The sequence below is a fragment of the Mesorhizobium sp. M0848 genome (assembly GCF_040319805.1).
Classification (GTDB): Bacteria; Pseudomonadota; Alphaproteobacteria; order Rhizobiales; family Rhizobiaceae; genus Mesorhizobium.
The window spans coordinates 196,156-218,793 of record NZ_JAMYOM010000007.1 but is presented as its reverse complement, the minus strand read 5'-3'; the positions used below and the strand labels follow the sequence as shown (position 1 = coordinate 218,793).

Annotated in this window: 17 protein-coding genes; 7 read left to right on the top strand and 10 right to left on the bottom strand. The window is 63.3% G+C overall.

Features of this window, described 5'->3' with window-relative positions; genetic code table 11:
* Positions 1 to 53 precede the first annotated feature (53 nt).
* Positions 54 to 2,198, bottom strand: a complete 2,145-nt coding sequence (locus tag NKH95_RS10530) for a TonB-dependent siderophore receptor (protein WP_352891497.1) — start codon at positions 2,196 to 2,198, stop codon at positions 54 to 56.
* Positions 2,199 to 2,553: 355 nt separating this feature from the next.
* Between NKH95_RS10530 and NKH95_RS10525 the strand changes: the two genes are divergently transcribed.
* Entirely contained in the window at positions 2,554 to 3,930 is a 1,377-nt protein-coding gene (locus tag NKH95_RS10525; RefSeq protein WP_352891496.1) for an MFS transporter, read from the top strand.
* A gap of 254 nt (positions 3,931 to 4,184) precedes the next feature.
* On the opposite strand, the gene purH is transcribed toward NKH95_RS10525, so the two are convergent.
* The 4 genes from purH to htpX all read right to left on the bottom strand — a co-directional run bounded on the left by purH (position 4,185) and on the right by htpX (position 10,413).
* Positions 4,185 to 5,801 (bottom strand): bifunctional phosphoribosylaminoimidazolecarboxamide formyltransferase/IMP cyclohydrolase, encoded by a 1,617-nt coding sequence (purH, locus tag NKH95_RS10520; RefSeq protein WP_352891494.1) that lies wholly within the window; start codon positions 5,799 to 5,801, stop codon positions 4,185 to 4,187.
* Positions 5,802 to 6,136: 335 nt separating this feature from the next.
* Positions 6,137 to 7,861 carry a heparinase II/III family protein gene (locus tag NKH95_RS10515; RefSeq protein WP_352555475.1) on the bottom strand — a complete coding sequence of 575 codons (1,725 nt, stop codon included), beginning with the start codon at positions 7,859 to 7,861 and terminating at the stop codon, positions 6,137 to 6,139.
* Positions 7,862 to 8,008: 147 nt separating this feature from the next.
* Entirely contained in the window at positions 8,009 to 9,397 is a 1,389-nt protein-coding gene (locus tag NKH95_RS10510; protein ID WP_352891492.1) for an RsmB/NOP family class I SAM-dependent RNA methyltransferase, read from the bottom strand.
* Positions 9,394 to 10,413, bottom strand: a complete 1,020-nt coding sequence (gene htpX, locus NKH95_RS10505; RefSeq protein WP_352611345.1) for a zinc metalloprotease HtpX — start codon at positions 10,411 to 10,413, stop codon at positions 9,394 to 9,396. The genes NKH95_RS10510 and htpX overlap by 4 nt, the downstream gene beginning before the upstream one ends.
* A gap of 137 nt (positions 10,414 to 10,550) precedes the next feature.
* Between htpX and NKH95_RS10500 the strand changes: the two genes are divergently transcribed.
* Entirely contained in the window at positions 10,551 to 10,772 is a 222-nt protein-coding gene (locus NKH95_RS10500) for a DUF1674 domain-containing protein (protein WP_352555469.1), read from the top strand.
* A gap of 8 nt (positions 10,773 to 10,780) precedes the next feature.
* Here the strand turns inward: NKH95_RS10500 and NKH95_RS10495 are convergent, their stop codons facing one another.
* Positions 10,781 to 11,446 (bottom strand): HAD-IA family hydrolase, encoded by a 666-nt coding sequence (locus NKH95_RS10495; protein WP_352555467.1) that lies wholly within the window; start codon positions 11,444 to 11,446, stop codon positions 10,781 to 10,783.
* A 168-nt stretch (positions 11,447 to 11,614) separates the two neighbouring features.
* Between NKH95_RS10495 and NKH95_RS10490 the strand changes: the two genes are divergently transcribed.
* The 3 genes from NKH95_RS10490 to NKH95_RS10480 all read left to right on the top strand — a co-directional run bounded on the left by NKH95_RS10490 (position 11,615) and on the right by NKH95_RS10480 (position 15,965).
* Positions 11,615 to 12,484 (top strand): transglutaminase-like domain-containing protein, encoded by an 870-nt coding sequence (locus NKH95_RS10490; protein WP_352891491.1) that lies wholly within the window; start codon positions 11,615 to 11,617, stop codon positions 12,482 to 12,484.
* Between the two features lie 347 nt (positions 12,485 to 12,831).
* Positions 12,832 to 14,310: a TadE/TadG family type IV pilus assembly protein gene (locus NKH95_RS10485; RefSeq protein ID WP_352891489.1), complete on the top strand. Its 1,479-nt coding sequence runs from the start codon at positions 12,832 to 12,834 to the stop codon at positions 14,308 to 14,310.
* Positions 14,311 to 14,696: 386 nt separating this feature from the next.
* Positions 14,697 to 15,965: a class I SAM-dependent methyltransferase gene (locus NKH95_RS10480; protein WP_352891487.1), complete on the top strand. Its 1,269-nt coding sequence runs from the start codon at positions 14,697 to 14,699 to the stop codon at positions 15,963 to 15,965.
* A gap of 1 nt (position 15,966) precedes the next feature.
* Here the strand turns inward: NKH95_RS10480 and NKH95_RS10475 are convergent, their stop codons facing one another.
* On the bottom strand, positions 15,967 to 16,710 hold the full coding sequence (locus NKH95_RS10475) for an MOSC domain-containing protein (protein ID WP_352891486.1): 744 nt from the start codon (positions 16,708 to 16,710) through the stop codon (positions 15,967 to 15,969).
* Positions 16,710 to 18,665 (bottom strand): acetate--CoA ligase, encoded by a 1,956-nt coding sequence (acs, locus tag NKH95_RS10470; protein ID WP_352891485.1) that lies wholly within the window; start codon positions 18,663 to 18,665, stop codon positions 16,710 to 16,712. Before acs ends, NKH95_RS10475 begins: the two co-directional genes overlap by 1 nt.
* A gap of 314 nt (positions 18,666 to 18,979) precedes the next feature.
* Between acs and NKH95_RS10465 the strand changes: the two genes are divergently transcribed.
* Positions 18,980 to 19,252: an usg protein gene (locus tag NKH95_RS10465; protein ID WP_109664371.1), complete on the top strand. Its 273-nt coding sequence runs from the start codon at positions 18,980 to 18,982 to the stop codon at positions 19,250 to 19,252.
* A 58-nt stretch (positions 19,253 to 19,310) separates the two neighbouring features.
* On the opposite strand, the gene NKH95_RS10460 is transcribed toward NKH95_RS10465, so the two are convergent.
* Both NKH95_RS10460 and NKH95_RS10455 read right to left on the bottom strand, forming a co-directional pair.
* Positions 19,311 to 20,345 carry an aldo/keto reductase gene (locus NKH95_RS10460; RefSeq protein ID WP_352891483.1) on the bottom strand — a complete coding sequence of 345 codons (1,035 nt, stop codon included), beginning with the start codon at positions 20,343 to 20,345 and terminating at the stop codon, positions 19,311 to 19,313.
* A gap of 52 nt (positions 20,346 to 20,397) precedes the next feature.
* Positions 20,398 to 21,579, bottom strand: a complete 1,182-nt coding sequence (locus tag NKH95_RS10455) for an MFS transporter (protein WP_352773036.1) — start codon at positions 21,577 to 21,579, stop codon at positions 20,398 to 20,400.
* 119 nt (positions 21,580 to 21,698) lie between these two features.
* On the opposite strand from NKH95_RS10455, the gene NKH95_RS10450 reads away from it, so the two are divergent.
* On the top strand, positions 21,699 to 22,607 hold the full coding sequence (locus NKH95_RS10450; RefSeq protein WP_352773033.1) for a LysR family transcriptional regulator: 909 nt from the start codon (positions 21,699 to 21,701) through the stop codon (positions 22,605 to 22,607).
* The last annotated feature ends 31 nt before the right edge of the window (positions 22,608 to 22,638 follow it).

The following is a 22,638-nucleotide window of genomic DNA, read 5'->3' as shown; positions in this document are numbered from 1 at the left end:
TGCGTGTGGCTCTTTTCGAATGCCATCCGCTTCGAAACCGGCGTTCAAAAAGCTCACCAGGAATGTTTGAGCGTGCCGACGATCTTCAGCCGGTCGCCGTAGAATTCGGTTCCGTAATAGCTGGTTGTCAAATACTTCCGGTCGAACAGGTTCGTTGCATTCAAGGCCAACGTCACGTCCTTGGTCATCTTGTAGCTGATCGCCGCATCCACCAGTGCGTAGCCGCCAATCGAAACCGTGTTCGCGTCATCTCCGTAGGTTTGCCCGATATAGCGCACGCCGCCGCCGATGGTCAGGTCGCCACGCCGTCCTTCCTCGGGAAGCGTATAATCGACCCAGGCCGAAGCCAGGTGGCGAGGGACACGCTGCGGCCGATTGCCGGCATTCCCGCCAATGCCGTCTTCCAGGATTTCGGCATCCCAGTAGGAATAGGCAAGCGTCAGGTTCAGGTTTTCCGCGATGGCGGCCTTGCCCTCGAGTTCGATGCCGCGGACGCCAACCTTGCCGATCTGCTGCTGGACAACAGGCGTGACATAGGTCGGAACATTGGTTTGGGTAAGGTCGAAGACCGCGGCCGTGAACAGGCCGTCGAAGCCCTCGGGCTTGTACTTGATGCCTGCCTCATACTGCTTGCCCTCTTGAGGCTTCAGCGAACCCGAGACCGCATATCCGTTGGCGCTCGGCGCCACGAGCGGCTGGAAGCTTTCCGAATAGTTGGCGTAGACCGCGAGGTTCGGGGTGAACTTGTAGGTCAGGCCGGCGCGCTTGGTGAAGGCGGATGCGGTGTCGTTGTCCTGCGTTCCCGAGTCGAGATAGTCCGCCGTCGTATGCACGCGGTCCCAGCGCCCGCCCAAGGTGACGATCCAGCGGTCGTCAAACGTCAATTGCTCCTGGGCATAGACACCGACCGCCTGTTGCTTGACCCGCCAGTTCACGTAGGGGCCGAGGTTGATGCAGGACAGACCGCAATAGGTCGGATTGTCGATGTCGATGGGACCGGCGGTGCCGAAGAGGATGTTTTCACGGGTGTTGTCGTTGGCGTAGTCGACGCCGACGAGCGTCTTGCTGTCGATCCCGTCCCAGCCCGTACCGTATTGCAACTGATTGTCGAAGGCATAGCGGTTGGACAGGCCCTCGACCGAAAATGCTGTGCGGTCCGCGGTGGGGTCAAGCGACGCGCCGTAGACCTCGGCGTAGTCGAGGCTCAAATGCGTGTAGCGGGCGTTGGAGCGGAGGGTGAGGTTCTCGTTGAACTCGTGCTCGAATTGGTAGCCGATATCGACCTGCTCCGTGTTGAAGCGGTTGAAATCCGGCTCGCCCAGGAATGTGCCGACGTCGATATTGCCGCCAGCCGGGGTGCCGCGTGCGCCTGTCCCATCTCGCTTGTAATAGTCAGTCAGGATGGTGAGCGACGTTCCTTCCTCGGGCTTGATGGTCAACGCGGGCGCGATGTAAAGCCGATCGTCGTTGGAATAATCCCATCCTTGATCGCCATCCTTGGCCAGCCCGGTGAGCCGATAGGTCCACACGCCATCGGGGTCGATCGGTCCGCCAAAATCAACGCCAACCTCCTTGGTACCGTCGCCATAGGACGTGTAAATCTCCCCCTGCTTCTGGTCCAGCGGCCGCTTGGTGATGGCATTGACCAGTCCGCCAGGGCCGTTGAGACCAAAAAGCGTCGATGTCGATCCCTTCAGGACCTCCACGCGCTGAAGTCCGTAAGGCTCGAGACGGCTGGCCGTGAACCAAGCGGGGATGCGCGCCGTGAGACCATCGCGATAAGTACCGAGCGATGTCTGGTCGAAACCGCGGATACGAATATAGTCGTATCGGTCATCATTGCCGAACTCGTCGGTGAGGACGCTGGATGTGTAGGCCACGGCCTGCTGCAGGCTTTCGACATGGCGCGCCTCCAGTTCCTTCTGGGTTACCACTGAAACCGAGGCGGGAACGTCGACGATCGGCGTATCGGTCTTGGTGGCGGTCGCCGTCTCCTTGGCGACGATCGTTTGATCTGGCCCGACAACGCGGTCGGACTTGCCGGTGACGACGATCGTTTCCAGTTGAGTTGCATTGTCCAGCGAAACGTCCTGGGCCTGGGCGGGCCCCACCACTCCAAAAGATGCCGCTATCAAGGCACTGCTCGCAATCAATCGCTTTGCCTGAGTGCGCAACAATGCCTGTCGATCAATCGTCATCTGTTATTCCCTGTCAGACCAATAGCGAGCAGTTCGACCGGTCACCTTTCCGGTCCTGCGCGAGCGCAATTAGTCAAACAGGACAAAAAGAGTCAACTTAATAATCGGGAAATCCACGCCGGCGGCAATCGCCGCGAAGCAGGGGGTGGAGGACGGCGCCGGACCTTCGGTTCGACTTCCCCCACGAGAAAAACTAAGGGCTTGGCCCCGCGTCGCGGAGGAAAGCCAATTGCTGGGTTTTCCAACAATGAACCCCGGGCAGGGGCAAGGGACGGCACCAAGCTTCGTTCATTGCATGAGCGCATGAAACATGCAGACATGGCGCCCGACACGGAACCGGTGCCGGGGGATCATCATGACGGTAGAGACAGTGCAGCGTGCGTCCGGGCGCGGCATCTGGGGATGGATGTTGTTCGACTGGGCGGCGCAGCCGTTCTTCACCGTCGTCACCACCTTCATCTTCGGGCCTTATTTCGTGTCGCGGATGGCGAGCGATCCGGAAACCGGGCAAGCGGCCTGGGGCTACGGCATTGCCGCGGCCGGCCTTGTCATTGCAGTGCTGTCGCCCATCCTCGGCTCGATCGCCGACCAGACCGGACCGCGCAAGCCTTGGATCGCATTCTTTGCCGCGGTCAAGGTCACCTGCCTTTGCATGCTTTGGTTCGCGGCCCCCGGTTCGAACCTTTTCCTGGTCGTGCTGTTCTTTTCGCTGGCGTCGGTGGCGGCGGAGTTTTCGACCGTGTTCAACGATTCGATGATGCCGCGCCTGGTGCCGAAGAGCGAGATCGGCAGGATCTCCAACATGGCCTGGGGCCTTGGCTATCTCGGCGGCATGATCGCGCTGATCTTCGTCGTCGCTTGCCTGGCCGGTTCGCCGGAGACCGGCAAGACGATCATCGGCATCGACCCGCTGTTCGGGCTCGACCCGAAGCTCGGCGAGGACGCGCGCGCAACCGGGCCTTTGTCAGCCGGCTGGTACTTCCTGTTCATCCTGCCGATGTTCTTTTTCACCCCCGACGCCATCAAGGGCCTGCCGATCGGTCCGGCTGCCCGAGAGGGGTTGGCGGAGCTGAAAGTGACATTGGGCGAGGTGCGCAAGCGCAGCGGTATCTTCCGCTTCCTGGTCGCCCGCATGATCTATCAGGACGGCGTCAACGCGCTGCTGGCGTTGGGCGGCACTTTCGCCGCTGCGATGTTCCACTGGTCGATCACCGAGATCGGTATTTTCGGCATCATTCTCAACGTCGTCGCCATCTTCGGCTGCCTGGTCGCAGCCCGTCTCGACACGGCGCTTGGCTCAAAAACCATCGTCATGATCTCGCTGGTCCTGCTCAGCATCGCCACGATCGGCATCGTCTCGACCGGGCCGGGCTATACGTTGTTCGGCCTCTGGATGATGCCTGGACCGGACAGCGGCGGCCTGTTCGGCACGGCAGCGGAAAAAGCCTACATCTTCTTCGGCCTGTTGATCGGCGTGGCTTTCGGGCCGGTGCAGGCGTCGTCGCGATCCTATATGGCGCGCAGCGTCACGGCGGCAGAATCCGGCCGCTATTTCGGCATTTATGCGCTGGCCGGGCGGGCGACCAGTTTCCTGGCGCCGTTCATGGTCGCGTCGGTCACCCTGGCCAGCGGCTCGGCGCGGCTCGGCATGGCGGTGATCGTGCTGTTCCTGGGCATCGGCATGGCGATCCTGGTCAAGACGCCCTATCCGGCGGACCGGCCGGTGGATTGACTTTACCCTCCCCCTTGTGGGGGTGAGCAGCCGGTTCGCGAAGCGAATTCATCGTGCCAGTGGCACGATGAAAGGCCGGTGAACGCCGGGACGCTGCGAAGCAGCGGGGACCCGGCCCCGCGACTGGTCATTCAGAATTCAGCCCCGAGCCCTTCGCAGGCTCAGGGCGTTCGAAGCTCGAAAAGCCAAGCAATTGGCTTTTCGTTCGCTGCGCGAACCGCTTCTCACCCCCACAAAGGGGAGGGTAAAAGCAGCTAATGGCGGAAATGCCTGACGCCCGTAAACACCATAGCGATGCCGTGCTCGTCGGCGGCGGCAATGACGTCCTTGTCGTTCATCGAGCCACCCGGCTGGATGACGGCGGTGGCGCCGGCAGCGATTGCCGACAGCAAGCCATCGGCGAAGGGGAAGAAGGCGTCGGAGGCGACCACCGAGCCCTTGGTCAGCGGTTCGGCGAGGCCGGCGGCCTCGGCGGCGTCGAGTGCCTTGCGGGCGGCGATGCGTGAGGAATCGACCCGGCTCATCTGGCCGGCGCCAATGCCGACGGTGGCGCCGTCCCTGACGTAGACGATGGCGTTGGACTTGACGTGCTTGGCGATGCGGAAGGCGAATTTCAGGTCGGCCATTTCGGCCGGCGTCGGTGCCCGTGTGGTCACCACTTTCAGTTCGAGGTCGTCGACGACGGCGTTGTCCCGGCCCTGGATGAGCAGGCCGCCGGCGACGGATTTGACCGTCGTGCCCGGCGTGCGCGGGTCCGGCAGCCCACCGGTGACCAGCAGGCGCAAATTCTTCTTCCCCGCCACGATGGCCGCTGCCTCATCGGTGGCGCCGGGCGCGATAATCACCTCGGTGAAGGTTTTTACGATCTCTTCCGCCGCCTCGGCGTCGAGGGTGCGGTTGACGGCGATGATGCCGCCGAAGGCCGAGACCGGGTCGCAGGCCAGCGCCTTGGCGTAGGCGGCTTTCAGCGAGGCGCCTTCGGCAACGCCGCACGGATTGGCGTGCTTGATGATGGCGACGGCAGCGGAAAGGTCGGGGTCGAACTCGCCGACCAGTTCGAAGGCGGCGTCGGTGTCGTTGATGTTGTTGTAGGATAGCTGCTTGCCCTGCAGCTGGCGCGCTGTTGCGACGCCCGGGCGCTTGTCGCCGTTGACGTAGAAGCCGGCGCTCTGATGCGGGTTCTCGCCATAGCGCATCACCTCGACCAGCCTGCCGCCAAAGGCGCGCCATGTCGGATGTTCGATCTCGAGCGCCTCGGCGAACCAGCCGGAGATCGCCGCGTCATAGCTGGCGGTGCGGGCAAAGGCCTTGGCCGCCAGCTTCTTGCGGAAATCCAGCGACAGCGAGCCGATGTTCATCTCCAGCGCATTCAGCACCGAAGCGTAATCGCCGGGATCGGTGACGATGGCGACATAGGCGTGGTTCTTGGCCGAGGCGCGGATCATGGCCGGGCCGCCAATGTCGATGTTTTCGACGATCGACGCGTAGTCGGCGCCGGAGCGGCGGACCTCCTCGAACGGATAGAGATTGGAGACGACGAGATCGATCGGCTCGATGCCGTATTTGCGCATTGCCGCGGAATGCTCCGGATCGTCGCGCACGCCAAGCAGCGCGCCATGCACGCCAGGATGCAAGGTCTTGACGCGGCCGTCCATGATCTCGGGGAAACCGGTGAGCTCGGAGACGTCGCGCACCGCCAGGCCCGCCTCGGTGATCGCCTTTGCCGTGCCGCCGGTCGAGACCAGTTCGACACCGGCCGCTGCCAGCGCTTTGGCGAAATCGATGAGGCCCGTCTTGTCGAAAACGGAGAGCAGGGCGCGACGCACGGGAACAAGGTCTGGTGCGGGAATGTTCTTGGCGGCGACGGCCATGGGCTGGCGGCCTTTCACGACTGGTGTGGTGGATGCCCGCGCCCGTAGCACATGCCGCCCGGAAATCAAACCGGCGGTCAGGTGGGGCAAGGCAACGAATCCGTGTTAACGGGTTTCTTCGGAGACTTCGCAGGCGCGTTGGCTGACGGAGCACCAACGAAAAAACCCGCCTATGCGGCGGGCCACTGGCGCAAACCGGCACCATAGGCAAAAATGTACCATAGCTGAGGGCACGGAGTCAAGAAAAAATTCCTATCATGGGAAAGCTGCCGATGCCCCGAGCTGGTTGTCGTCAGGCCTTTTGTTAACCTGAGTTTGAAGTCCTGTCAGGAGGATCAGTTGTTTTCCGGGTAGCCGGCGATGCTGGTGCGGGTCAGCTGCCAGTGGACTTCGGCGATTTCCGAAGCCTTGAAGGCAAGCACGATCTGGCGGCTGCGGCGCGGGCCGCCAAGGCCGGCGAAATAGATCGATTCCTCGACCTCCGGCACCACTTCGGCTGCTGTGAACACCCAGGTGTCGGCCTGATCGGCGGCCAGCACCAGGCGGTCATGCTCGTCCTGCAAAAGGTTGACGTCGGGATGAACGTGGAAGCGGACGGTGACGAAGTCGCGCCCATTGTTGCGGATCGCCGTATTGCCGGGGCGCTGGAAGCGGTCGCGGCCAGCCAGCACATTGCCGTTCGACGACAGTTTCAGCTCGCGCTCATGCAGGAAGCCGAAGCGCGGGACATAGCCGTCATGGCGGGCGATGAAGCCCTGAACGCCCTTCTGGTCGGTGCGCTTGCACTGCACATGCTGCGGGCCGCCGATCAGCGGCGAACCGAGCAGGTCGTTGACGCGCAACGAATGGCTGAAGCGCGCCGACGAGGTGTCGTTGATGGTGGCGGTCGAGTGCGCGGCGGTGGCGCGCGCCAGCGGCCGGAATTCAGCCGCGCCATAGGTGTCAATGCCGGCATTGACGATGTAGTGCTGGCGGCCGGACGACAGTTCGAAGGCGAGGCAGCTGGCGTGTGCGGCGTTGGACACATCGATCGGCGGCGGCGGGCCGGTGTCGGCGATGACCGTGGTGCCGCCCATCGACAGGCGCTCATAGCCGGAATGCGGCGCATGCAGCAGCGGCGCGCCAGCGGTGTCGTCGTGGCGCAGAATGGTGGCGATGCGGTCGTGGATGGTGGCGCCCATGCCGTTGAAGCGGGCGAGGCTGCCATCCTGATGGCGAAAGAAGCGCAGCGCCGGCAGCATGCGGTCGATGGCGCCGATCAGCGCCTGCGGCGGCGTTTCCGCCTGGTTGGCATAAGTCTGGCGCAGCGGCAGAAGGTCGGCGAGGATTTCCAGGACGACCATCGGATTGCGCGAAATGTGCCCGCCATCGGCGAGGATCTGGCGGTCGAGTTCCTCGGCAAGATTGCGGGTCGCGCCCCGCAGGGCCGATGCCGGTGCCGGCAGGGACAAGGCAGCGAAGGCGAGCGCGATACGGGCCCGCAGCCTGTCCTTGCCGTCGGGCATTTCGCGCGCCATCGACCTGAGGTAGCGGATCTGGATGGCAACCGATTTCAGGAAGGCGCGGTAGAAAGGGAACTCGGCGCCCTGCAATACGACCGAGGAGTGCTGCAACCAGGCGATGATGCGCTTGGCCGTCGTGCCCGGCTCCCAGGCGATGCCGGAAATATGGCTGCCATGCATGGTGATCCAGTCGGAGACCAGGGCGCGGGCATTGGCGGCGGCAAGCTCGGTGCCGGCGGCGCGCATATGGCGCAGCCAGCGAAAGCCGTGCAGCGTCTTCTGCCAGCCGTGATTGGGCACGTGGATCTGGAAAGGCGACTTGCCGCCGGTCTCGACCACGTGCCCCGACAGGGGATAGCGGCCGTAATAGATCTCGAGTGCGATCTGCGGGTCGGCGAGGCGCAGGTCCGGCGGTGCGATCAGCACACGTTCCGGCGTGCGGCCGGAATATCGCCAGCGATAGACAGGCCCGGCGCGCAGGCGTCGGCGCGTTTTGCGCCAGAACTCCTTCGCGACAAGCGTCCACAGACGCGTCGTGCTGCTGGCAGCAAGTGCCAAAACCCCTCCTGATCGTCCTCTACCCCGGCGCCGAGTCTACATGATTGCACGATTCGTGCGAAGGCGAATTCCACGAGCCCACGCCGGTTCACCTGGTTTTGCCCCCGATCCTGCCTAAAAAGTCAGTAGATCCGGGCAGTTCAATTCCTAGCCGGCTCGCCGCATGCGAGCGGCGAAGAAACCATCGAGGCCCGAGCGTTCCGGCGGGCCGAGCTCCAGGTCGGCGGGCGTGGTGCGCAGCGTGCCTTGCGGCGTCAGGAACGGATCGATGCCGGCGATCTCGCCTTGCCGCAACGGATCGTTGGTGATTTCAGGCGTGCCGGCCAGAAAGGCGCGATAGAGATCCTCGCCCTCGAGCGGGTCGAGCGAACAGTTGGAAAAGACGATCGTGCCGCCGGGCTTCACCAGGGTGACGGCGCGGGCGAGCAGCCTGCGTTGCAGGTCGGCCAGTTTTTCGACATCGGCCGAAGTCTTGGTCCATGGCACGTCGGGATGCCGCCGCACCGTGCCGGTCGACGAGCAGGGCGCGTCGAGGAGGATCGCGTCGAAGAGTTCTTCCGGCTCATATTTGAGCAGGTCGGCCTGGACGATTTCGGCCGACAGGCCGAGACGGTCGAGATTCTGCGTCAGCCGCACGAGCCGGTTTTTTGACGTGTCGACGGCGGTGACCTTCGCGCCGGCAACGATCAGCTGCGCGGTCTTGCCGCCGGGCGCGGCGCAGAGATCGGCAACCCGCAATCCCGTGACATCGCCGAACAGCCGGGCGGGCAGGCTGGCCGCGGCGTCCTGGACCCACCAGGCGCCCTCGGCAAAGCCAGGCAATTCAGTGACAGCACCGACAAGATTCTCGACTCGCACCGTGCCTGTCTGCAGGACGATGCCGCCGAGCTTTTCGGCCCAGAGACCGGGATCGGCCTTGACCGAGAAGTCGACCGGCGCCTCAACGCGATGTGCTTCGAGGATCTGTCTGGCCTTCTCGTTGCCGTAGGTGGTCTTCAGCCTGTCGGAAAACCATTTGGGCGCCTCGTCGGTGGCGGCAAGGGCGGCAGGCAATTCCGTTTCCTTGGCCCGTGCCAACGTGCGCAGAACGCCATTGACGAGGCCGGAGAAGCGCACCGTGCGCGGATCGGACTTGGCATGGGTCACCGCAATGTCGACGGCGGCGCTGTCGGGAATATCGAGGAACAGGATCTGTGCTGCGGCCACATGCAATATGTGCGACAAAGCGGTGGCATTGGGCGGCAGCGGTTTTTCCAGGCGCCTCGCCAGCAGCCCTGATATGGTCATGCGATAGCGTAGCGCGGTGACCAGGATGGCGCGGACCAGGCCGCGATCGCGCAAGTCGAGCGCCTTGTATTGCGGGTGGCCGTTCTCGTGATCGGTCAGCCCATCAAGCGGCGTCCTGGCGTCGATGACGGCGGCAAGCAGGCGCGCCGCCGCCTTGCGGGCGGCGAGGCCGGCAACGAAGTCGCCGCCGTCCCTGTGTTCCTGATCACTTGAAACAGTGCGTCGTGGTCCTCTGTCCGCCACGCTCACGACCACCGGCCCTTGGGCCCGGTCGGATTGCGACCCCACGGGTTGGACTTCGGCTGGGCGGGCTCCGCCGACTGCTCGGGCCGCGCTGCCTGATCCCATGGGCCGGATGGCCGTAGTTCGTCCGCCTGGCGTGGCGTTGGGGCCTGGCGCTGGGCGGCCTGGGTTTGGCTGCCGGCCATGTCGCGCGCCATCGCTTGCAAGGCTGCGATGCGGTTCTCAGTGGCGGGGTGGGTGGAGAACAGGCTGTCCATGCGCTCGCCGTGAAGAGGATTGATGATGAAGAGATGCCCGGTCGCGGGATTTCGCTCGGCATCGGGGTTGCGGATGCGTTCGGCGCCGCGGGCGATCTTGTCAAGCGCCGATGCCAGCCAGAGCGGGTGTCCACAGATTTCGGCGCCACGCCGGTCGGCCTCGTATTCGCGGGTCCGGCTGACCGCCATCTGCACGACCATCGCTGCAAACGGAGCCACGATCATCGCAACCAGCACGCCGACAAAGCCGAACGGGTTGTTGTCGCGGTTGCCGCTGAAAAAGAAGGCAAAATTGCCGAGCATTGAAATGGCGCCGGCAAAGGTGGCGACGATCGTCATGGTGAGCGTGTCGCGATGCTGCACATGGGCGAGCTCGTGCGCCATGACCGCCGCGACCTCTTCAGGCGTCAGCGCCTGCAACAGGCCGGTGGAGGCAGCCACCGCCGCATTCTGCGGATTGCGGCCGGTGGCAAAGGCGTTCGGCTGCGGGTTGTCGATCAGATAGGTCTTCGGCATCGGCAGGCCGGCCTGTTTGGCCATTGCCTGGACGATGGCGTAATATTCGGGCGCGTTCCTTTCATCGACCTCGACGGCACGGTTCATCGACAGCACCATCTTGTCGGCATTCCAGTAGCTGAACAGGTTGGTGCCGGCGGCGATCAGCAGCGCGATCATCATGCCGCCGGTTCCGCCGATCAAAAAGCCGACGCCCATGAACAGCGCGGTCATCGCGGCAAGAAGCATGGCGGTGCGGATGGTGTTCATCGTCTGCTCCTGTCCGGGGGATAGCGAAAAGGGGTCGATCGTCGTGGGTTCATGGCTATATGATGGGAAACGCCAGTTCCTGTTTCAATTGACTGGACTCAATCTGCTGACTGGACTCTATCTGCCGAGATTATCGCATGACCGACGAAATCAGTAAAACAGGCTCCGCTCCTGCCGAAGCGGCATCGCAAAGAGAGCTAGCGCCGGCCGCACGCCGTGCGTTGGCCGAGGCCGCAGCGCGGCGGGAACACTACCGCGAAAAGGAGGCCGCGCTGCCGAAGGAGATCGGCGGCCGCGGCGGCAAGGAGCCAGGGCGCTACGGCGACTGGGAAGTAAAGGGCCTGACCAGCGACTTCTAGATGCCTCCCTACGCAGCGTTGCGCTGCGGCTCGAGCGCGATCCAGCCACGCTCGTCGACCGTGATGCCGACCATGTCGTAGCCTGCGATCGCGGCATGTTGCGTTGGCAAGGGGTGCTTGTGCGTGGCGCTGATGACCATGACCGCCGCGCCCGCCGCTTCGGCTGCCGCGATGCCAGCTGGAGCATCCTCGAAGACGAGGCAATCGCGCGCGTCGAAGCCGAGCCGTTCCGCGCCAAGCCGGAAGCAATCGGGCGCCGGCTTGCCGCGGGAGACATCTTCCGCCGCGACGATGACGCCCGGGACGGGGATGCCGGCGGCCTTCATGCGCAACAGCGCCAGCTCGCGCGGGGCGGAGGTGACGATTGCCCAGCGTTCGGGCGGCAGCGAATTGAGAAATGCCACGGCGCCGGCGATCTGGAGAATGCCATCGAGATCGGCCGCCTCGGCCTTCAGCAGCAGATCAGCCTCGTATGCCGGGTCGACGCCCGGCAGTGCCAGGCCGGTGATGGTCTCGATCGCGCGCACGCCATGGATCGTCGGCAGGAAGGCGGCGACGTCGAGGCCTTGGCGACGTGCCCAATCGCTCCACACCCGTTCCGCCGAGGCGATGGAATTGATGAGCGTGCCGTCCATGTCGAAGAGGAAGGCCGCGAATTTTCTGCCTGAATACATGATTTTCCTTGAGTTCGGGGAGCGCTGGTGGGGTTGCCGAACCTAACGTCTCGACCGCGGCAGGGGAAGACACGGGGTGGGCTTTTCGATCGGCCCAGGGAACCACGGTATCCTCCGGGCGTTTGGGAAGGACTGCTTCTCACAACAACGATCGAAGGGGGACCAACGATGCTGATCCGGCTCGGCTACGAAATCGCCATCGAATGCGTAGCCGCCACGCCGGTGATTTCAGTGCTCGAGATCCATCGGGACAGGCAGGCCGACATCAAGCGGCAGACGCGGGTGCTGACCTCGCCCGCGGTGCCGACAAGGCTGTACCATGACCTGCATGGCAATGCCTGCCGGCGCTTCACAGCACCCGCCGGTGGTTTTCGCATCCTGTATGAAGCGGTCGTCGAGGACAGCGGCGAGACGGACGAGGTCAACACGCTGGCCAGGGAAGTGCCGGTGGCGGACCTGCCCGACGAAGTTCTCGGTTATCTCCTGGGCAGCCGCTATTGCGAGACGGATCATCTGAGCAGCCTGGCCTGGGAGCTCTTCGGCGACATCCCGTCCGGCTGGGCGCGCGTGCAGGCGATCGTCGATTATGTCCACAACCGGCTGTCGTTCGGCTATGGCTATGCGCGCTCGACCCGCACCGCGGCGCAGGCGCATGAGGAGCGCGTCGGGGTCTGCCGTGACTTCGCCCATCTGGCGATCACGCTTTGCCGCTGCATGAACATTCCGGCACGCTACGTGAACGGCTATCTCGGCGATATCGGCGTGCCAGCCGATCCGGCGCCGATGGACTTCTCGGCGTGGCTGGAAGTGTTCCTCGACGGCAAATGGTACACGTTCGATCCTCGCCACAACACGCCAAGAATCGGCCGTATCGTCATCGCCCGCGGCCGCGACGCCACCGACGTGCCGCTGCTGCACAGTTTCGGCCCCCACCGGCTCAGCCTGTTCAAGGTGTGGACCTACGAACAGGAAGGCAATCTGTTCAACCCGCCCTACCACGGCATCGACAGGACCGTCAGCGCACAGATGCTGGCGTAGTCGCGAGGCCTACCGATGCAACTGCTCCAGGGTGGTCAGGAGGTTTTCTCCGGGCCGCAACTTTCGGGACACATGGTCCGCTTCGGCACAGTGAGCTTGTGCCGCAACAGGACGCCGTCGACGGCGTCGCGGTGCCTCGGGCCAGATCATGGTAAGCGGCTGGTAAACGCCAGCGCCACGGCGCGTTCCCGTTTACCAACCGTTCACCTTTGTTGGTTCCAAGATTTAACAAAAACAATGACTTGCTACTGGAAAGCCAGCTCTCCGCCAAGCTAGGGCGTCATCCGGCGGGAATCCTGCATTGCCCTTTCCGCGGCGACGAGGCCGAGGCGAGTGGAGGCTGTAGGATGCGGAATTACGGGGGTCTTGTTCACGCGGTTGGCGGGTTCGCCAGGGATCGCGGTGGAAATTTCGCAATCTTGTTCGGCCTCAGCGCCTCGGTCTTGGCGCTGGCTGTCGGCTTCTCGGTCAACGTATCGCAGCTCTACAATGCGAAAACGAGCCTTCAGGGCGTGGTCGACGCCGCGGTCACGTCGACGGCACGCGACCTGACGACCGGTGTCATCAAGGAAGCCGATGCCAACAAATCGGTGCAAGCCTTTCTCGACGCCAACAGCCAGGCAGGCATTCTGCAGGCCGACCAGATCGTACTCGACAAGCTGATCGTCAACAGGACTGCCAAGACGGTCCAGGCCGACGCCCATGTCGATGTCGGGCTGTATTTCCCGATTTTTGGCACGGGCGACATGAAACAAGTCGCCGCCTCCACGACGGCGCTCTATTCGGACAAGACCATCGAAGTGGCGATGATGCTCGACATAACGGGGTCGATGGCCAAGCTCGGCAAGGTCGACAAAATCGGCGATTTGAAAGCAGCTGCAAAAAACGCCGTCCAGACGATGCTGCAGAAGCAGGATCCGCAGAACCCCCGCATCCGCGTCGCGATCGTGCCTTATGCATCTGGCGTGAACGCCGGCAAGCTGGCGGAAAACGTCTATGCCGAGAAGCAAGCCAGCTCTGAGCTCCCACCCATCGCCGGCAGCCCGCTTCTCGTCGCCAAGACAGGCAAAAATCTGCTGCCGTCCTTCAGCGACTACATCTCCATTGTCGGCGCGGCGATGCCACGCCCCGACAATTGCGCCACCGAGCGCAAGGACAAGAACGGCAACGCGGATATGAGCGCCGACGGCCCGGATACCGTTCGCACCGACAGGAACGGCAAGAAATACTATGCGCTGGTCAATCGGGACGATCATCTCGGTGACGGGGACATGAACAGGTGCCCTGATGCGGAAGTGATCCCCCTGACCGCCGAATTCGATGCATTGCTTGAATCGATCGACGACTTCCGGGCCAATGGGTTTACGGCCGGCGCGATCGCCATTCAGTGGACCTATTATATGCTGTCGCCGCAATGGCGCACTGCAATCAGGAATGCCGGTCTCGGCAAAGGCGCCTCGGATGCCGATCCGAAGAAGATCGCCAAGGTCGCGATCCTGATGACCGATGGCCAGTTCAATACCGCCTTCGCCGGCGCTGGGGACAGGTACAACAGCCAGGGCAACCTTGCGCGCGGCAACGCCGAAACGCTGTGCGACAACATGAAAAATGATGGCATCGAGATTTTCACCATCGGCTTCGATCTGGACGACAAGGACATGTCGGTAACCGAGCGGGACCAGGCAAAGGCGGTGCTCAGGGACTGTTCGTCGAAGGATACCTCCGCCGCCAAGAGGCATTTCTTCGACGTGTCCACCGGAGCCGAATTGGACGACGCCTTTCAGGAAATCATTCGCAACACCGAAAAGGTCGCATTGACCCAGTAGTCTAGTCCGCAAACGGAAAAGGCCGCCGCTTCTTTCGAAGCCGGCGGCCTTCCGTGTTTCCGTCCGTGGCGCGGCCCTATGGCGATGACCTATGAGGTCAGCCGCCGCGCATTTCGCGCCTTAACGGGAAGACTGCTTCCCGAAAGTGCAATCCGCTGAGGCCACGTTCTGGAAAACGAAATCACTCGACATCGGATCACCTCCTTTCGATTTGTTGAACACATACTCATGATGGGGTGCGTTGCAGCAAAAGACAAGGCGAAGGTTTGAAAAAGTCGGGAAGGTGCTTTTGGCACGACACTGGGTTGCGGGCTGTCGGCCGGGCAGGCAAGATCATGGCATAGAGCCGAGCCGGCAATCCGGGTCGGCCCCTGTGGGAGGGATGCATGGAGGCAGCCGAGAGAGCGGCGCGGATCGTGCGGACGGTTGTCGAGACGCTGAAACCGGGCTTTGCCGTCAGGCTGTGGACCGGGGAGCGGATCGGCCCCGCCACTGGTCCGGTGCTCACCATCAACGACCAGGACATCGTCTGGCAGATCGTGAAGCGACCGTCCCTGTCGACGCTGATCGAGATGTGGATTTCCAAGACGATCAACATCGAAGACGGAACGATCTTCGACTTCTACGCCCTGCCGTCGCAAGGCAAGCTCAGAACCAAGCTCAAGTCGCTGCCGAAAATGGCGATCCTGCGCGACCTGCCTTCCGTGCTTTTGGCACGCAAGCAGATGACGGCGCGGACCGATCTTTCGGGGCGCAATCCTTATGTCAGCGGCTCGAGCCAGGAGGCGATCCAGCATCACTACGACATTTCGAACGCCTTCTACCGGCTCTTCCTCGACGAGCGCATGGTCTACAGCTGCGGCTACTTCAAGGATTTCGACAACAGCATCGATCAAGCGCAGATCGACAAGCTCGACCATATCTGCCGCAAGCTCCGGCTGAAGCCTGGCGAACGACTGCTCGACATCGGCTGTGGCTGGGGAGCGATGCTGATCCATGCCGCGAAGAACTATGGCGTCATCGGCCACGGTGTCTCGCTGTCGCAGGCCCAGACCGAGCTGGCCCGCGAACGCATTCGCGCCGAGGGGCTGGAGGACCGCATCACCATCGAGATCAAATCCTATGCGGAGCTTACAGGCAGCTTCGACAAGATCTCGTCGATCGGCATGTTCGAGCATCTCGGACTCGCCAACCACGCGACCTATTTCTCAACTGTCCACCGCCTGCTGAAGCCCGGCGGCATCTATCTGCATCACGCCATCACCAGGCGCAGCAAGGGCGACATCAAGAAGACCCTGCGCAAGGGGTCGGAGTTCAAGGCGCTGATCAAATACATTTTCCCCGGCGGCGAACTCGACACGATCGGCATGACAACAGGCAATCTCGAGGCGCACGGCTTCCTGGTCTACGACGTGGAGAATCTGCGCGAGCATTACGCCCGCACCTGTCGCCTGTGGGCCGAGCGCCTGCACGCGCGTTTCGACGAGGCAATCGCCGAGGTGGGCGAAGCCAAGGCACGGCTATGGCTGCTTTACCTGACGGGCTGTTCGATCACCTTCGAACGCGCCTCGGCACAGATTTTCCAGACCGTCGTGACCAAGCGCGCGCGTGGTCCAAGCGGCCTGCCGCCGACGCGGGCGGATCTGTATCGATAGCTTACACGAAGCGCATCGCGTCGCCGACTTCGACGCGCGCCGGCCGGTCGACCGTGCAATAGACCCCGAGATTGTGGGCGTTATGGCGGACAAGGTTGCGCAGGATCGCCGGATCATGATCGAAGCCAGCCTGGGCGACGATGGTGAAACCGCAGCGGCGGCAGGGTTCGGAGACAGTCAGCAGGAGATCGCCGATGGCAAGCTTGCGGCCGATCCATTCCGTTTCGGGAAACGACCCTTCGATTGCCGCCATGTCGACGACGATGTTGGGGCGGAAGCGGCGTGGGTCGGCGACCCCTTCCGGATGCAACGCTTTGAGCCGTGCCAGCGAGGCGGTGGTCAACAGATGGATGGGCGCCTTGCGGTAGCGCTCCGCGGTCAGCGGGCCGGAATAGCTGGGTGCGGCATTCTCGCGGCGAAACGGCCGGATCGAGGCCTCGAAGCCGAGATAGGCCGACACCGCGCGGTCGCTCTCGATACTTGGCGCAGCCAGCCAGTCGCCCCCGGGAACGGCAATCTCGAGTTCCAGGGTCGGCGACAGCCGGGTGCGGATGCGCGGCACCTTGTGCCATTTCGGGTCGCGGTCCGGTCGCGCGATCTCATTGTCGGACGCGTCGACGAGGCCGAATATACGGTCGCCCTCGATGCTCTCGATATCGACCGAGATTGTTTCCCGACGCTCGCCGGCAAGCGAACTCGCCGGATAGCGCCAGAGTTCACTGACAGTGCCAAGCGCTGCCTGCATCAGCTCTTCTTGTTTTGCCGGTTGGCGACCAAATCATCGACGACGGCCGGGTCGGCGAGCGTCGAGGTATCGCCGAGGGCGGAGAAATCGTCCTCGGCAATCTTGCGCAGGATGCGGCGCATGATCTTGCCGGAGCGCGTCTTCGGCAGGCCGGGCGCGAACTGGAGCTTGTCGGGCGAAGCGATGGCCCCGATCTCCTTGCGGACATGGGCGATCAGCTCCTTGCGCAGCTCCTCGCTCGGCTGCTCGCCGGCCATCAGCGTGACGTAGCAGTAGATGCCCTGGCCCTTGATGTCATGCGGATAGCCGACGACGGCGGCTTCCGAAACCTTGTCGTGGCTGACCAGTGCGGATTCGACCTCGGCCGTGCCCATGCGATGGCCGGAGACGTTGATGACGTCGTCGACGCGGCCGGTGATCCAGTAATAGCCATCGGCGTCGCGGCGGCAGCCGTCGCCGGTGAAGTACTTGCCCTTGTAGGTCGAGAAATAGGTCTGGATGAAGCGATCATGATCGCCATAGACGGTGCGCATCTGGCCCGGCCAGGAATCGGTGATGCACAGATTGCCGTCGGCCGCACCTTCCAGCACCTTGCCCTCGCCGTCGACCAGCTGCGGCTTGACGCCGAAGAAGGGCCGTGTCGCCGAACCCGCCTTGAGGTCGGTGGCGCCCGGCAGCGGCGTGATCAGGATGCCGCCGGTCTCGGTCTGCCACCAGGTGTCGACGATCGGCACCTTGCCGTTGCCGACGATGTTGAAATACCACTCCCAAGCTTCCGGATTGATCGGCTCGCCGACCGAACCCAGCACGCGCAGCGACTTGCGCGACGTCTTCTTTACGTGCGCATCGCCGGCGCCCATCAGCGCGCGCAATGCCGTCGGCGCGGTGTAGAAGATATTGACCTTGTGCTTGTCGATGACTTCCCAGAAGCGCGACTGCGACGGGTAGTTCGGCACGCCTTCGAACATCAGCGTGGTGGCGCCGTTGGCGAGCGGGCCATAGACGATGTAGCTGTGGCCGGTGACCCAGCCAACATCGGCGGTGCACCAGTAGATGTCGCCGTCATGGTAGTCGAAGACATATTGGTGCGTCATCGAGACGTAGACGAGATAGCCGGCGGTGGTGTGCAGCACGCCCTTCGGCTTGCCGGTCGAGCCCGATGTGTAAAGGATGAACAGCGGGTCCTCGGCCTTCATCTTCTCGGGCTTGCATTCGGCTTTCACCGTCGCGATCTCGTCGTGGTACCAGACGTCGCGGCCGGGAACCCAGCCGGTCTTGCCGCCGGTGCGGCGCACGACCACCACCTTTTCGACTTTCGTTCCGGCTTTCGCGGCGATCTCGATCGCCTTGTCGGTGTTTTCCTTCAAAGGGATCGGCTTGCCGCCGCGTAGGCCTTCATCAGCCGTGATGACGAAGGTCGACTTGCAGTCGTCGATGCGGCCGGCCAGTGCATCCGGCGAGAAACCGCCGAACACGATCGAATGGACGGCGCCGATGCGTGTGCAGGCCAGCATCGCATAGGCCGCTTCCGGGATCATCGGCATGTAGATGGTGACGCGGTCGCCCTTCTTGACGCCGTGCTTCTTCATCACATTGGCGAGCCGGCAGACATGCTCGTAGAGCTCATTGTAGGTAATCTTCTTGTCGTCGTAGGGATTGTCGCCTTCCCAGATGATGGCGGTCTGGTCGCCGCGCTTCTTCAGGTGCCGGTCGATGCAGTTGTAGGAAACGTTGGTCAGTCCGTCCTCGAACCATTTGATCGAGACCTTGCCGTCGAAGGAGGCGTTCTTGACCTTGCTGAAGGGCTTGAACCAGTCGATGCGCTTGCCGTGCTTGCCCCAGAACTTGTCCGGATTCTTGACGCTGTCGGCATACCATTTGAGATAGGTGTCATTGTCGATCAGCGCGTTTTTCTTCCACGCCGGCTGGACGCGATGGACATGAACCTCGGACATTCCTGACTTTCCTCCCAAACCAATCGCCGGCTTGAAATGTCGGCGGGATCGCGGCGACACGGCCGCGAATTCGGCGGCATTATTACCAGTTCCGCCGTTACGGCAACATTAGACGTTGGATTTGCGCGGCGGGATGCCGCAGGTGTTTTTCCCGCCGCTGTCAGCACTCGATCAGCGTCGCTGCTAACTGCATGTTTTCGCGCGGAAAACCCGTTTTCGATCAGGAAAAATCAATAGACAGTTAAGCAACGGCGCGCACACTCTGACGTTGGGAGGAAAGGAGACTCAACCAGGACCGCCCAAGGGGGACTGCCATGCGCGACCATTCCGAAATGGACCTGATGCTCAAAGGCTATGGCCTGACCACGGCCAAGATTCTCTATCACTTTCCCGATCATCCGCATCTGTTGCAGAGCTTCATCTGGCAGGACTACGATCTGGCGCCACAATTTCCGGTACTGATCAAGTTCATCGAGTTCTGGAAGGCCAAGCTGGACGGGCCGCTGCATTCGATCAGCTACACCCACCAGAAGCTGATCGCGCCGAATGAATGGCGCAAGGTGGATGGCGAGTTCGTGCTGCACTGAACGCGGTACAGCCGATCTCCCCCGCAAGGGGGGAGATTGGCAGCTTCAACGCCAGTGCTCACACCACCGGCGGATTGAGCCGGGCAAAGCCTTCCTGCCGCCGATAGGGGAAATACGGGTAGGGCGCGGTGACTTCGCTTGCCGCGTCGAGTTTCCCGATCTGTTCCGGCGTCAACGTCCAGCCGACGGCGCCGAGGTTCTGGCGCAGCTGTTCTTCGTTGCGAGCGCCGATAATGACGGAGGAAACGGTCGGGCGCTGCAGCAGCCAGTTGATGGCGATCTGCGGCACGGTCTTGCCGGTCTCCAGCGCCACCGCATCAAGCGCATCCATCACCCGATAGAGATGCTCGTCCTCGACCGGCGGTCCGAAGCTTGCCGTGTCGTGCAGCCGGCTCTTCTCCGGCAAAGGCTGGCCACGGCGGATCTTGCCGGTCAGGCGGCCCCAGCCAAGCGGGCTCCACACCAGCGCGCCGACGCCCTGGTCGAGGCCGAGCGGCATCAGCTCCCACTCATAGTCGCGGCCGACAAGCGAATAGTAGACCTGATGGGCGACATAGCGCGGACAGCCTTGGCTGTCGGCTTGCGCCAACGACTTCATCACCTGCCAGCCGGAGAAATTGGAGACGCCGACATAGCGCAGCTTGCCGGCACGAACCAACTCGCCCAGCGTCGACAGAACCTCCTCGATCGGTGTGCCGGCATCGAAGGCGTGCAGCTGCAGCAGGTCGATGTAATCGGTGCCGAGGCGCCTCAGCGCATCATCCACGGATCTGATCAGCCGCGACCGAGACGAGCCATAGTCGGCCGGCCCGTCGCCCATCGGCAGCGCGGTCTTGGTCGAGATCAGCACGGCGTCACGGCGGCCTCTTATGGCTTCGCCCAGCACCTCTTCCGAAGCGCCGTTCGAATAGACGTCGGCGGTGTCGAACAGGTTGACGCCGGCCTCCAGGCAAATGTCGATCAGCCGCCGCGCTTCCCTGGCGTCGCTGTTGCCCCAGGCGCCGAACAGCGGGCCGGAGCCGCCGAAGGTGCCGGCGCCGAATGAGAGTGCGGGCACTTTCAGGCCCGATGCACCGAGACGTCGGTAGTCCATCTTTTTACTCCTGTGGAACGAAGGGTGTGGAAAGCGGGTTTGCAGAGGACGGTCACGACCGGATGGAGGCAGGCTCGCCAAGCGTGACGGTGCGATCGAGACGCAGCGCCAGGCCCGCCACGCCGAGCGCCGCGAGCGGCAGCAGGGCGGCGACCCAGGTGAGGGAACCCAGGCCAAGGCCATGGGCAATGACCGCGCCGCCAAGCCAGGCGCCTGCGGCGTTGCCGAGATTGAAGGCGGCGATGTTGAAGGACGAGGCGAGGCTCTGACCGGCACCTTGCGCCTTGTCCAGCACCCACATCTGCAGGGGCGCCACGGTGGCGAAGGCGGCGGCACCGAGCAGGCCGACATAGATGACGGCCATGACCTGGCTGTGGATGGCAAAGGTCATGGTTGAAAGCACCAGGGCCAGCACCACGAGACTGCCCAGCACGGCCGGCACCAGCCAGCGGTCGGCGACCTTGCCGCCAAGCAAATTGCCGGCGATGAGGCCGCCACCGAAGACGAGCAGGATCGGCGATACCGCTGCTTCCCCAAAGCCGCTGATCTCGGTCAGCAGCGGCGCGATATAGGTGAAGACGGCGAAGACACCGGCATAGCCGAGCACGGTGGTGGCAAGACCGAGCAGGACGGGGGTGCGGCGTAAAACGGCGAGATCGGCGCGCAGATCGCTCTTTTCGGGAGCCGTCTGGCTGCGCGGCACCAGAACCAGGATGACGGCGAAGGCCGCCAGACCGACCAATGTCACCGCCCAGAAGGTCGCCCGCCAGCCGAAGGCCTGGCCGAGCCAGGTGCCGAAGGGCACGCCGAGGATGTTGGCGATGGTCAGGCCGGTGAACATCAGCGCGATCGCCGAAGCCTTCTTGTTGGGTGCGACCAGTCCGGTGGCGACGACAGAGCCGACGCCGAAGAATGTACCGTGGGCAAAAGCGGTGATGATGCGGGCGCCCATCAGCGTCCAGTAGTCGGGCGCCAGTGCACAGGCGAAATTGCCAAGCGTGAAGATCGCCATCAGCACCAGAAGCACGGTCTTGCGTGGCCAGTTACCGGTGACGATGGTCAGCAGGGGCGCGCCGATGACGACGCCAAGCGCATAACCAGAAATGAGCTGGCCGGCGGCCGAGATCGAAACGCCGAGATCCTTGCTGACATCGAGCAGCAGACCCATGATGACGAATTCGGTGACGCCGATGCCGAAGGCACCGGCGGCGAGGGCGTAGAGAGCAAGAGGCATGGCGGTTTCCACTTCGATGACGAAGAGCGCCGTCCCGCGCCCCGACCCCTGAGATCGTGCTCCCCTGCATTGTGAACCAGACTTGCCTTGGGCACATTTTCTGTGAAATAGATTCACAAATGGCCAGGCCTGACATCAACCGCTCCGGCGAGATCGAAGTTTTCGTGCGCGTCGTCGAGGAAGGCAGCTTTTCCTCCGCGGCACGCGCGTTGCGCATGACACCGTCGGCGGTGAGCAAGCTGATCGCGCGGCTGGAGGCCCGGCTTGGCGCGCGGCTGGTCAGTCGTTCGACGCGAAAGCTTCAACTGACGCCGGAAGGCACAGCATTCTACGAGAGCGGCCTGCGCATCCTCGCCGACATGGCGGCGGCCGAGCAGGAGGCGGCGGCGGGTGCGGCACCGCGCGGAAGGCTGCGCGTCAACAGCTACGTGCCCTTCGGGGTACACCGGCTGATCCCGCTTCTGCCACGCTTCCTCGAACGCTACCCCGAGATTTCGGTCGATCTGGTGCTGACCGACAGCGTCATCGACCTGATGGCGGAACGCGCCGATGTCGCCATCCGTGCCGGGCCGCTGAGTGAGTCACGGCTGGTGGCGCGCAAGCTCGGGCAAAGCCCGGTGGTCGTCGTTGCAGCACCTTCCTATCTGGAGAAGCACGGCATGCCACCGACGCCAGCCGATCTCGACAGGCACAACCGCATGGGCTTCGGGTTCGTCAGGCATCTCGATGGCTGGCCGTTCCTCGACGCGGACGGCCGCGCCATCATGGTTCCCATCACCGGCAACACGCTGGTCAGCGATGGCGAGGCGATGCGGCTGATGGCGCTGGCGGGCGCGGGCATCGCCCGGCTGGCGCGCTGGCATGTGGCGGCCGATATCGCCGCCGGTCGGCTGGTGTCGCTGCTGGAGGCATTCAATCCCGGCGACGAGGAGCCCACCCACGCCGTCTATGTCGGCCAGGGCCGGCATCTGCCGGCGCGGGTGCGTGCCTTTCTCGATTTTCTGGGTGAGAGCGTCCGGCTGAGCTGACATCCCGGGAGCCACGGGCTCCCGGGATGTC

Excerpts from the sequence above, each read along its gene's own strand:
- NKH95_RS10460 (WP_352891483.1), bottom strand. The coding sequence starts at position 20,345 with ATGGACTACCGACGTCTCGGTGCATCGGGCCTGAAAGTGCCCGCACTC.
- NKH95_RS10480 (WP_352891487.1), top strand. The coding sequence starts at position 14,697 with ATGGAGGCAGCCGAGAGAGCGGCGCGGATCGTGCGGACGGTTGTCGAG.
- NKH95_RS10525 (WP_352891496.1), top strand. The coding sequence starts at position 2,554 with ATGACGGTAGAGACAGTGCAGCGTGCGTCCGGGCGCGGCATCTGGGGA.
- purH (WP_352891494.1), bottom strand. The coding sequence starts at position 5,801 with ATGGCCGTCGCCGCCAAGAACATTCCCGCACCAGACCTTGTTCCCGTG.
- NKH95_RS10450 (WP_352773033.1), top strand. The coding sequence starts at position 21,699 with ATGGCCAGGCCTGACATCAACCGCTCCGGCGAGATCGAAGTTTTCGTG.
- htpX (WP_352611345.1), bottom strand. The coding sequence starts at position 10,413 with ATGAACACCATCCGCACCGCCATGCTTCTTGCCGCGATGACCGCGCTG.
- NKH95_RS10530 (WP_352891497.1), bottom strand. The coding sequence starts at position 2,198 with ATGACGATTGATCGACAGGCATTGTTGCGCACTCAGGCAAAGCGATTG.
- NKH95_RS10490 (WP_352891491.1), top strand. The coding sequence starts at position 11,615 with ATGCTGATCCGGCTCGGCTACGAAATCGCCATCGAATGCGTAGCCGCC.
- NKH95_RS10475 (WP_352891486.1), bottom strand. The coding sequence starts at position 16,710 with ATGCAGGCAGCGCTTGGCACTGTCAGTGAACTCTGGCGCTATCCGGCG.
- acs (WP_352891485.1), bottom strand. The coding sequence starts at position 18,665 with ATGTCCGAGGTTCATGTCCATCGCGTCCAGCCGGCGTGGAAGAAAAAC.
- NKH95_RS10465 (WP_109664371.1), top strand. The coding sequence starts at position 18,980 with ATGCGCGACCATTCCGAAATGGACCTGATGCTCAAAGGCTATGGCCTG.
- NKH95_RS10485 (WP_352891489.1), top strand. The coding sequence starts at position 12,832 with ATGCGGAATTACGGGGGTCTTGTTCACGCGGTTGGCGGGTTCGCCAGG.
- NKH95_RS10500 (WP_352555469.1), top strand. The coding sequence starts at position 10,551 with ATGACCGACGAAATCAGTAAAACAGGCTCCGCTCCTGCCGAAGCGGCA.
- NKH95_RS10455 (WP_352773036.1), bottom strand. The coding sequence starts at position 21,579 with ATGCCTCTTGCTCTCTACGCCCTCGCCGCCGGTGCCTTCGGCATCGGC.
- NKH95_RS10495 (WP_352555467.1), bottom strand. The coding sequence starts at position 11,446 with ATGTATTCAGGCAGAAAATTCGCGGCCTTCCTCTTCGACATGGACGGC.